Here is a 9688-nt window from a genome sequence, read left to right as displayed (position 1 = left end):
GCTGAGAATCGGTTTTTTGAGGACTGTTTACAGTAGAGGCATACTGCTACAAGCGAGATATCAGTTATTTGCAGCGATTCTGCGCCTAAAATGAACGCAATATTCGTCTATCGCAATTGCCTCTTTTTGGCGTTGTTTGACCGAGTGATGTGCCAAGTGATATACTAAATTGTCGGTTGCGCACCTGTAGCTCAGTGGATTAGAGCATCTGACTTCGGATCAGAGGGTCGGGGGTTCGAGTCCCTCCAGGTGCGCCATTTTATTGTACGTTTGGGAACTAGGCATATGATAACCTCCTACCACATCCACACAAAGTTTTCTGACGGCCAGAATACCGCTCAAGAAATGATTGAAGCTGCCATACAATCAGGCATTGACGAGATCGGTATTTCCGACCACTACGTCCTTACTGATGGACCGGTATTCGACTGGAGCATGAAACTGGACGGATTATCTGATTATTTCAATGTCCTCAATCAAGCAGCGGACAAAGTCCGTAGCAAGATCAATGTTCGTTATGGCCTCGAGGCCGACTTTGTCCCTGAAATGACAGATAGGCTCGCAGAGACGCTGCATGATTATCCTTTCGATTATGTGATCGGGTCGGTCCACTTAATAAATGGGGCTTGTATTGACGGCAGCAAAGACTATTGGGATGCCTTGAGCCAGTCTGAGAAAAATGATGTAATTCGCACTTACTGGCATATGATAGCCCGGCTTGCAAAGTCGGGAATCTTTGACATTGTCGGCCATATGGACCTCTACAAGAAATTCGGCTCTCAGCCGACCATAGATGTCTCTGAAGACATAATGATCGCACTGGACGCAATTGCCAAAGCCGGGATTGCGGTGGAACTCAACACCTCGGGCTGGCACAAACCCATTAATGAAGCTTATCCTTCCGCAATGATCCTTAAAGGCTGCCATAAGCGCGGGATTCCAGTGGTCCTGACTGCCGATGCGCACAGGACCCAAGATATCACACGTGACTTTGACAGAGGCTGCCAACTGCTGCAGAGCATAGGATACGCAAGCAGAGCGGTTTTTGAAAATCGAAAACTGACGATGATCGACTTAACATAGGAGCAAACAATGTGTCAGGCACTAGCTAACCTGATGGCCAATGCAGGCTATCAACTATATGAAAAATCCCTTCGGAGAATTGACAACGAGGCAAGCGTCTTCACCGTCGTCCGTCAAGGAAAAAAACTTGTCGGCATGATCGGACCAGAACAGACCCGCAGGCTAGCCGATGAAGTCGGTCCGGAAGGACTGAAACTGCCGTCCGGAGAAAAGGTGACGCTCCACCCCTTGACCTGGGACAACTATATGCTTCTCGAGCAGATGCTGCCCCTGGCGCCCTCCACTTGCGATAAGGCCGCCTCATTTGGAACGGGCGACAGGCTGGGAATGGTAAGCGCTGCTCATCTTGAAGCCGACCGCAATTATCCGGTTTTTCCAATCATAGCGCAGCAGTCGCCTCGTGAACTGGAACGGACCAGCCGGACGTTCAAAAGCGTGCTGCTGGACGCCGTCATGGGCGTTCTGGAGTCGGGCTACATGGGCTCTTTTGGCGCAGATGCCGATCACATAAAGAGTGAGACTCATTTCATGGAGGGCGTTGAGGCAGGCTACAGCATGTTTACCCTTGACGTGAGTGATGACTTGCTGGATATAAGCAGCCTCTCTGCATCACAGACGGCTGACGCGGCAAGTAACCTGACTGGGCTCAGCCGCAGGATAGTGGATGAATATGCAGGAAAGAGCATATCTATCGCAGATGAGCCGGATTATGCTTTCTCCGAGGACGAACTGATTAAGTCGGCTATGGTATACGAGAAATCCATGCTTCAGGCGGTCCGCTTTAACGGAATGGCAAAGACTAAACTTGATGAGTTCGATCTTGAAATTTCAATAGACGAAGGCAGTCGCGACACAACAGCGGAAGACCACCTCTTCGTGGCCGAGTTCTTGCATCGGAATAACGTTGATTTCAAGAGTCTGGCGCCTAAGTTCCCAGGCCAGTTTCAGAAAGCGGTCGATTACAAAGGCGATTATGACGAGTTGAAACGTTCTTTCAGCATTCATAGCGAACTGGCGAGGCTCATTGGAGGATATCGGCTGAGTATGCACTCCGGCAGCGATAAGTTCAGCGTCTACAAAATGTTTGCTGAAGCGACTGGGGGTAATTTCCATATCAAGACATCAGGCACAAGCTGGCTGCAGGCCGTCAGACTGATAGCTCATATAAATCTGCCGCTGTTCAAAGAGATGTATGATATCTGCATTAAGACTCTGCCGGAAAACAAGAAGGCATATCACGTGGACATCGCACTCGCCGATTTTCCCGATAAGCTCCCATATGACGCAATCAGATTTTTCGGCGAGCCGAATGTTCGGCAGTTGTTCCACATATCATATGGCGCCCTGCTGGATGCAAAGCGACCCGAAATCATCAACACTCTGCTTAAAAACGAGCAGCAGCACTACGCTTTTGTAACCGAGCATGTCGAGAGGCACTTGAAGCTGGCATTTGAATAAAAAAGGAGAGGAGTGCTCCCTCCTCTCCCGACGCCTTAGGCGGCTTTCTGCCTGCTCCTCACCTGCCTGCGGGTATCTTCCTCTTTCTTTATCCTCATGGAGGATATTCGGGAGACTGCCCTTGCAAATGCAGCGCGGTCTGTATGCCTCTCTTGAGGTTTACAAAACAGGCTCTGAAAAATATATTCGCCCATTGCTCACTCCTCCGGTAGGCGGTACCGGTATGTCACCTATTTTGACTGCAGATCACGCCTGCTTGTTCCACATATAGACCAATATTCTGCACTATTTGTGATTGTATAGTCATCAGTTTTGCTGTACGGCAAGTGCCATCGCGAGCACGTATGCTGCAACGAGCCCCATACCCTGCCATTTTTGCAGCCTACCCCTTGTAAGCAGCGCCGAAACAACAATAGTCAGAACTGTCATCATCACAAACATCGGACTCATCAGGTTTCTAACTATGTCATGACCTTTGAAATGAGCAACAAATGGCATAACCGCCAGTAGCAGAGAGTTGTGATTTACCTTCGAGCCTATGAAGTTGCAAATTGAGAGTTCCGCATTATGGCCGTTTTTAAGAACTATCATATATGCCGTAAGTTTTTCGGGCATCTCAGAAGCTATCGGGCCAAGCACGATAGCAATCACCACGGGGCTGACATTGAAAAGCGTCGCGATGTGGATCATCGAGTCTACAAACGGCTCCGAAGCTAAGTAGACAATAGTGCCGCCTGCAAGCAACTCGATTCCAGCTCTGATCATGCCTTTGCGGGTTATGGTATGATTCTCCACACACTCCGATTTGCCGTTTCGGATAACCTGAAAGACATACCCGCTGAACACAAGCGCCAGAATGATACCCTCAAGCAGACTCAGAGCATCATCTCCCCACACAAAAACAAACGCTATAGCGCCGGTCACCAGAAGATATAGCGCATCTATGCGGGTAGCTTTCGAAAGGCGTATCTCCTTCACAGGTTTCTTGCTAAGTTTTGATGTGGCAAGCCAGATCACCATGCCGTATCCAAGAGTTATCAGGATCGTGCAGGAACCAATAGCCGAACCTATGGCCATTTTGTATTCGCCTTTCATGGATGCCCAAAAGACAAATGCATACTCCGGCAGCGTGGTAAAGAGCGCCAGTATTATGCTGCCGACTATGTTGCATCCCCATATCTGGGCCATCACCTCTGCCCCGCGACTGAGCAGGTAAGCTGCAAACACGATTATTAACAACAATGCTGCAAACACAAGAATAGCCATAAATTCTCCTTAGTTATTCGTCAAAAAAGACCCTTGCCCTTTGGTGAAAGGACAAAGGTCTTGCATTACATCACTGCCGACACGGCCAGCCCCGCGCCCACGCGCGTGACGGTTGTTGACCGCGCCGAACCCGCCAATTGCGGGCTGCTACTCCCCTTTGGGATATTCAATTTTTGTTACTATAACATATTTGGACAAGGCAGCGCAACTCGCAATGCGCACTACGTTTTTGCACAAAAACAGACCACAAAAATCAACTTGAAGGATGTTTGTCCACCTACAACTAAGTCATAATGGGGAAGGCGCCTTAGAGACGGATTATCCGGCTGACGGTTAGGAGCAGGATGCAGAAAACCGAGGGTGCAGTACGGGGCAATAAAACCAGGCGGTGGTATTGATGGACAGTAAGCCCGTAAACCCAATCATTGCAGCTCTCTACGGGGCTGTGGTTGCGTTGGCTATAGGCTACGGATTGTGCTTCTTCCTGCTAAGAGCAGGTGTGGCAAATGTTACCTGCCCGGGCGAGGTAATGGACTATGGCGGCCCGGCATTTGCTCGCGCAGGGTTAAATTTGTGCGCCGTGCAGCATGCCCTTCTTGCGGGCGGCGGCAGCCTCGGCGGGGCAAAGGCTTCGGCTCAGGTGATATTGCCGATAATCACGTGGTCTATCATACCGATAGCCGCATTGTTTGTATCGGGTTACGCCGCGGGCAGGCTCAGAGCCGGTTCAACCGGGTTTGGAATAATTGCTCCGGCTATGGTCGGCGGTATATTGTATGCGCTCGCTCTGGCTGCTATGTCTGCTTTGTTTGCCGCGCCCATCAAATCTGCCGCGCTGCCTTCCGGCGGCGGGTTTGAGTTTGCTCCACCAGACTTTCCGCTGCATCCGACATTCAAAAGCACATTGATCACCGCAGGGCTCTTCGGCGTGATCTTCACATATATCGGCAGTCATTTTGCAGCGCATGAGACGGACAGAAGACGGCATATCAGCCGGTGGTGGGTCTGCGGGAAGTCTATACTACCCTTTGCGCTCGTTCTTGAGTTGATAATAGCGATAGCATCCCAGGCCTGGCTGATCTCAAAGACCGGGCCCAAGAACCCCGAGGGTCCCGCGGGCAGAGCGATAGTCAAGTACCAGCCTACCGTTGCAGGCATTGCCTACGGGCTTATAAACGGCGCATCACTTCGCGGCGAAGTCATCTCCAGCCTTGGCGGTGAGAAAAAGCCGTTTTCAGCCAATCTGAACCTATACACCGGCATGCGGACTCACTTCCAAGGCCGGGACACACAAAAACAACTTGGCGGCATTGCATATGTCGGCCTGGTCCTTATGGCGATAATAGGGCTGACCTCAGGAGCTTTGGCAGTCCGCTGGGGCTCCCGTGACGGCTCCCTGCCAACTGCCATTCGCATCGCCGTAATCCACGCCGCATATCTGGCTCTTACCATGTTCATATGCGCACTGGCATGGCAATCGACCATTCATGCCGGTTCCATAAAGTCGAGTTCGGGAGTGTCGATCAATCTCCAATATAATCCGATTATGCTCTACTCGATCTTCGGAATGTTTGTAATGGCCTTCATCGGCGCGTATCTGACCAACAGACTCTATACATCCGGACGGAGGGGTTTCCCGTCGGTATGATCGTGGAAAACAGCACCATATTTAGTATGTCGACCGCACTCAAAGAAGCCGTTATAGACTATCCAACCGATGGCCTGTTGGTCGAGTTAAAATATTGCCCCAAGGGGTCGAGCCGCTATATATCGGGCACTTACTATCGCATGACTCCGGCTCGTGAGCATGGCAGGCTGATTCGCCTCAGGATCAATAAATTCAATCGATATCCAGTAAAGGTTCAGTTCAAGACATCCGAATATGAAAGAAAGACAGACCGCCGTGGGAAGGTCCAGGTTTATCAGAAACTGCGTGTGGAGAAGTTTCGCAGTGCCGAAGACCTTATACTGGCGATCTTTCTGCACGAGTTTTCGCACTATCTGGATCATATCGAAGGTCTTAACGGTCGATACAAACAGACAAAGGCTGACAAGTTCGCTGTAGACATGCTTAAAAAGCTGGAAGTGATATAATGCGCCGCAGAATACCCGGGAAATCTTTATTTGCGCAAAAGGCTCACTTTCTAAAGGCAGGTCCGCACGAACTCGGAAAGAAAGCGCAGCACAAGCGACGCCGCAAGACCGAGCGCCGGCAGGAACGCCGAGCCGAGCGCGGAGACCTTGGAGAATAACCAGACCCCTTTCTAAATATAAAACAACAAATCTCAAATATTAAATTTGAAGGGCTATTGCAATGTGTTTGTAAGGGTGTTATAATCTCTCAAATCTTGCAGTAAGCCGCCGAATGGTGGAGGAATCATTGCTTTGAATGTGTTGATTCTGACCTACAGGATGTATAATCGCTCGACGGACCCGACGGAGGCGAAAGCGTTGGGCATCGGGTTGCCGGGTGCGCCGGCGGCGGATAATTCAATATCGGTAGTATTAATCTGAGGCAGGGCCGTTTTTTAGGCGCCTGTCCTTTTTGCATTCTGGTGGTATATCAAACTGGCAGGTATGACCGGAGGTAAGTGATGAGTTACCGATTTGGCGATGAGATCGAAGTTATTATTGACCGCGAAGGGCTGGGCAGTGACGAAGGAGTCGGCCATTTGCCTGATGAAACGATGGTTGTGATTTCGGGTGCAGGCGGCAAAGTCGGCGAGTGTGTAAGAGCAACTGTGCTTGCAATCGAGTCCACAAGGCTCGGCCCGTCCGTCCTGGCAAATGCGAAGTACTAGGCAACAGGCCTTAGGTAGCAGGCAACAGTGATAGGCTGGGTGTATCGATCTTATTCCCGACACGTGCTGCTCGTTTCGGGAATAAATTCCCGAAACACCCAACGTATTGATTTATGCAATGTACATAATAGAGGCGATAGGTAATAATGTCAGATAACCCGACTATTACCTATCACCCAACACCTGACACCTGATTTAGGCCTGCTCACCTGAGAAAATATCTCGTAGCTCCTTTTCTCTATCTGCTTTAATCATGGCGATCACGCTGTCGCCTGCGCGCAGCTTTGTGTCCGCGTGCGGGATAATAGCGTGGTCATCACGAATGACGGATATGATCAGAGCATTAGCAGGCAAATCAAGTTGACCGATTTTCACGCCATTGGCCGGTGAAGATGAGTTGATATCTGCCTCAACGACCTCAATTTCGCCCTTCTTAAGAGCGGCAAGGGGTATAACCTGTCCCGTCTCGATCTGCTGTTCGAGCAGGTTGAATATGATCCGGGTGCTGCTGACGGTCTGGTCGATCCCGAGCTGCTGAAAGAGTTCTTCGTTCTTGGGATCGTTGACGCGGGCAATAGTTCTGGGCACGCCGAATTTTCTTTTGGCCATTTGGCAGATTACCAGGTTGTCTTCATCATCGCCCGTTACGGCTACGACCACGTTGGCTCTGCCCATTCCGGCCTCATTCATTGTGCGGATCTCGCAGCCGTCTCCATGCATCACCGTCTCACCGAGTTCACCAGTGAGCAATTCAGCGGTCTTTCTGTCTTTTTCAATGATAAGGACTTCATTTCCCTCTGCACATAGCGCTCTAGAGAGGTGATAACCCACTTTCCCGCCACCAACAATTATCACATACATCGGGTTCTTTCTACTCATTGGTGGCCTCCAGCACTTTGTCTTCCAGTCCGAACTGGCTGTATTGCTCTATCTTATCATATGGCTTGCCGAGTATTTTGTCGTGTAATATTCCCGCGCCTAAACATGTCGTGCAGATCGTGTCGATTCCCATATCGGCATAGACGTATGATCTGATCGGATCGTATATTCTCGCAACGACCTTAGGCACTTTGAACCTTACTTTCGCCAATTGAACAGACATTATGTTTCTGTTATCACCATTGGTTACGGCAACAAACGCATCCGCATGTTCCGCGTCGGCTTTCTTGAGCGTGTCTTCCGAAAGCCCATTGCCGACTACTTTCTTGCCTTCAAAATCGCTTGCCAGCCTGCGGAACGAATCAGGGTTTTGGTCAATAACAGTTACTTCATGCCCTTCGCGGGCCATCATGGTCGCAATTGTAGATCCTACCCTGCCGCAGCCCAAAATAACTACCTTCATATTTATTTCCCTCTATATATCTCAGATACCAAGACCATAGTCTACACCGGCACAACGGCACTGTCAATAGCAATTAGACGAGGCTTTCGGGGTTTAGGCCCTGCAGATAATCGGGCACAAACCGGCCGTCTTTGCGGATCAGTTCGTCATCGAAATAGATCTCGCCACCGCCGTATTCCGGTCTTTGGATCATGACCATATCCCAGTGGATTTTCGACTTATTGCCGTTGTCGGCCTCCATGTAAGCCCGTCCGGGTGTGAAGTGTATGGAGCCGTCGATCTTCTCATCGAAGAGAATGTCGCGCATTGCATGCTTTATGTGCGGGTTAAAGCCGAGCGAAAACTCCCCGATATAGCGCGCGCCATCGTCAGAGTCGAGGATATCATTGAGCGCCTTGTTGTCCGATCCGGTCGCTTCGACAACCTTGCCATCTTTCAATACCAGCCGAATGTCATCGAACGGCTTGCCATGGTATATCGTGCCTGCATTGAACTGGATCACTCCATTGGAGCTGTCTTTGACCGGAGCTGTAAAGAGTTCGCCATCCGGTATATTGACATGCCCATCGCAGAGAATGGCCGGAATGTTTTTTATTGAAAACTCCAGATTTGTATCCTTCGGGCCGATTAGTCGCACACGATCCGTTCGTTCCATTCGCTCCTTAAGCGGGATCATAGCCTTTGACATTTTGTCGTAGTCAAGAGTGCACACGTCAAAATAGAAGTTCTCAAAGCTCTCCGTGCTCATACCCGCAAGCTGAGCCATCGATGATGACGGCCAGCGCAGCACTACCCACTTAGTATGGTCGACCCTCTGATCCATCACAGGTTTCTGCCAGTGTTCCTGGTAGATTTTCATTCGATCATCGGGAATATCGGAGAGTTCGGTAACATTATGGCCGCCGCGCAGAGATATATAGCAGTCCATATCTTTCATGAACTCCAAGTCGCGCTTGCCGAGAATCTTCATCTGCTCTTCGGTGGAGTTGGATATAAGCGCACGTCTTATTCTCGCATCATGGACGTCTACAAATGGCTGCCCGCCAGCCTGACACACACGATCTACAAGCACGCAGACCATGTCCGAAGGAATTTCATATGAGTCTATAAGGACTTTCTCGCCCGTCTGAACCTTCACTGAGTATCCGACCAGCAGGTCGGCCAGTTTTTTCATTCGCGGATCTATCATCTGTAAGCCTCCTGATTGTAACTATCACGGATTATAATACCACTTTACAGGTCGCAAACGCTATTTCAGTGGGAATGTACAACAAAACAAAAACCATGTGAGCACTCGGCTTTTCAACCTGGTCACATGGCTTTTTTTTGACTCTTTTTGAACTGATTTGGTGCCGAAGGCGGGAGTTGAACCCGCACGCCCTTGCGGGCACATGGTCCTGAATCAAGGGATGGATTTCAGCTTCGCTCACGCACACCAAAATTGCTATTTGAGCACAAATTGCATTACTTGGTCAATAGCCAAGTGAGGTAATTTTTCAACCGACTCCGCACGAACCATGGAATGTAGTTGATCTATATCTTCACAGCTTGGTTCGTGCTATTCTGTGTTTGTATGTTACACCGGGCATCAGCGATTGTCAAGATGCCATTAAAAGAGGCAATTGCGATAGACGAATATTGCGTTCATTTTAGGCGCAGAATCGCTGCAAATAACTGATATCTCGCTTGTAGCAGTATGCCTCTACTGTAAACAGTCCTCAAAAAACCGATTCTCAGC

Annotated in this window: 11 protein-coding genes and 1 tRNA gene; 7 read left to right on the top strand and 5 right to left on the bottom strand. The window is 49.8% G+C overall.

Features of this window, described 5'->3' with window-relative positions; translation table 11 throughout:
- The first annotated feature begins 180 nt into the window (after positions 1-180).
- The 3 genes from ABFD83_07395 (at position 181) to ABFD83_07385 (ending at position 2541) form a co-directional block, all read left to right on the top strand.
- Positions 181-257, top strand: a tRNA-Arg gene (locus ABFD83_07395).
- A 28-nt stretch (positions 258-285) separates the two neighbouring features.
- Positions 286-1083 (top strand): histidinol-phosphatase, encoded by a 798-nt coding sequence (locus ABFD83_07390; GenBank protein ID MEN6356894.1) that lies wholly within the window; start codon positions 286-288, stop codon positions 1081-1083.
- A 9-nt stretch (positions 1084-1092) separates the two neighbouring features.
- Complete coding sequence (locus ABFD83_07385; protein ID MEN6356893.1) at positions 1093-2541, top strand: tagaturonate epimerase family protein; 1449 nt, start codon at positions 1093-1095, stop codon at positions 2539-2541.
- A 35-nt stretch (positions 2542-2576) separates the two neighbouring features.
- Here the strand turns inward: ABFD83_07385 and ABFD83_07380 are convergent, their stop codons facing one another.
- Positions 2577-2735 (bottom strand): hypothetical protein, encoded by a 159-nt coding sequence (locus ABFD83_07380; protein ID MEN6356892.1) that lies wholly within the window; start codon positions 2733-2735, stop codon positions 2577-2579.
- A gap of 112 nt (positions 2736-2847) precedes the next feature.
- A complete protein-coding gene (locus tag ABFD83_07375; GenBank protein MEN6356891.1) occupies positions 2848-3807 on the bottom strand; it encodes a hypothetical protein in 960 nt (319 codons plus the stop codon).
- 397 nt (positions 3808-4204) lie between these two features.
- On the opposite strand from ABFD83_07375, the gene ABFD83_07370 reads away from it, so the two are divergent.
- The 4 genes from ABFD83_07370 (at position 4205) to ABFD83_07355 (ending at position 6608) form a co-directional block, all read left to right on the top strand.
- Positions 4205-5455: a hypothetical protein gene (locus tag ABFD83_07370; protein ID MEN6356890.1), complete on the top strand. Its 1251-nt coding sequence runs from the start codon at positions 4205-4207 to the stop codon at positions 5453-5455.
- Positions 5452-5901 (top strand): hypothetical protein, encoded by a 450-nt coding sequence (locus tag ABFD83_07365; GenBank protein ID MEN6356889.1) that lies wholly within the window; start codon positions 5452-5454, stop codon positions 5899-5901. Before ABFD83_07370 ends, ABFD83_07365 begins: the two co-directional genes overlap by 4 nt.
- Positions 5901-6059 carry a hypothetical protein gene (locus tag ABFD83_07360; GenBank protein ID MEN6356888.1) on the top strand — a complete coding sequence of 53 codons (159 nt, stop codon included), beginning with the start codon at positions 5901-5903 and terminating at the stop codon, positions 6057-6059. The genes ABFD83_07365 and ABFD83_07360 overlap by 1 nt, the downstream gene beginning before the upstream one ends.
- A gap of 342 nt (positions 6060-6401) precedes the next feature.
- Positions 6402-6608 (top strand): TRAM domain-containing protein, encoded by a 207-nt coding sequence (locus ABFD83_07355; GenBank protein MEN6356887.1) that lies wholly within the window; start codon positions 6402-6404, stop codon positions 6606-6608.
- A 195-nt stretch (positions 6609-6803) separates the two neighbouring features.
- On the opposite strand, the gene ABFD83_07350 is transcribed toward ABFD83_07355, so the two are convergent.
- The 3 genes from ABFD83_07350 to ABFD83_07340 form a co-directional block, all read right to left on the bottom strand.
- On the bottom strand, positions 6804-7487 hold the full coding sequence (locus ABFD83_07350; protein MEN6356886.1) for an NAD-binding protein: 684 nt from the start codon (positions 7485-7487) through the stop codon (positions 6804-6806).
- Positions 7480-7950 (bottom strand): TrkA family potassium uptake protein, encoded by a 471-nt coding sequence (locus tag ABFD83_07345; GenBank protein MEN6356885.1) that lies wholly within the window; start codon positions 7948-7950, stop codon positions 7480-7482. The genes ABFD83_07350 and ABFD83_07345 overlap by 8 nt, the downstream gene beginning before the upstream one ends.
- A 73-nt stretch (positions 7951-8023) precedes the next feature.
- Positions 8024-9139, bottom strand: coding sequence for an aminopeptidase (locus tag ABFD83_07340; GenBank protein MEN6356884.1), 1116 nt, complete (start codon positions 9137-9139; stop codon positions 8024-8026).
- Between the last annotated feature and the right edge of the window lie 549 nt (positions 9140-9688).

This window comes from Armatimonadota bacterium (assembly GCA_039679645.1).
Classification (GTDB): Bacteria; Armatimonadota; UBA5829; order UBA5829; family UBA5829; genus UBA5829.
Note: the sequence above shows the minus strand (reverse complement) of the source record. Positions and strands in the feature narration are given on the sequence as shown.

Bases quoted from the DNA above. Each gene is read 5' to 3' on its own strand.
- ABFD83_07360 (MEN6356888.1), top strand. From the start codon at position 5,901: ATGCGCCGCAGAATACCCGGGAAATCTTTATTTGCGCAAAAGGCTCAC.
- ABFD83_07370 (MEN6356890.1), top strand. From the start codon at position 4,205: ATGGACAGTAAGCCCGTAAACCCAATCATTGCAGCTCTCTACGGGGCT.
- ABFD83_07390 (MEN6356894.1), top strand. From the start codon at position 286: ATGATAACCTCCTACCACATCCACACAAAGTTTTCTGACGGCCAGAAT.
- ABFD83_07375 (MEN6356891.1), bottom strand. From the start codon at position 3,807: ATGGCTATTCTTGTGTTTGCAGCATTGTTGTTAATAATCGTGTTTGCA.
- ABFD83_07340 (MEN6356884.1), bottom strand. From the start codon at position 9,139: ATGATAGATCCGCGAATGAAAAAACTGGCCGACCTGCTGGTCGGATAC.
- ABFD83_07350 (MEN6356886.1), bottom strand. From the start codon at position 7,487: ATGAGTAGAAAGAACCCGATGTATGTGATAATTGTTGGTGGCGGGAAA.
- ABFD83_07355 (MEN6356887.1), top strand. From the start codon at position 6,402: ATGAGTTACCGATTTGGCGATGAGATCGAAGTTATTATTGACCGCGAA.
- ABFD83_07345 (MEN6356885.1), bottom strand. From the start codon at position 7,950: ATGAAGGTAGTTATTTTGGGCTGCGGCAGGGTAGGATCTACAATTGCG.
- ABFD83_07365 (MEN6356889.1), top strand. From the start codon at position 5,452: ATGATCGTGGAAAACAGCACCATATTTAGTATGTCGACCGCACTCAAA.
- ABFD83_07380 (MEN6356892.1), bottom strand. From the start codon at position 2,735: ATGGGCGAATATATTTTTCAGAGCCTGTTTTGTAAACCTCAAGAGAGG.
- ABFD83_07385 (MEN6356893.1), top strand. From the start codon at position 1,093: ATGTGTCAGGCACTAGCTAACCTGATGGCCAATGCAGGCTATCAACTA.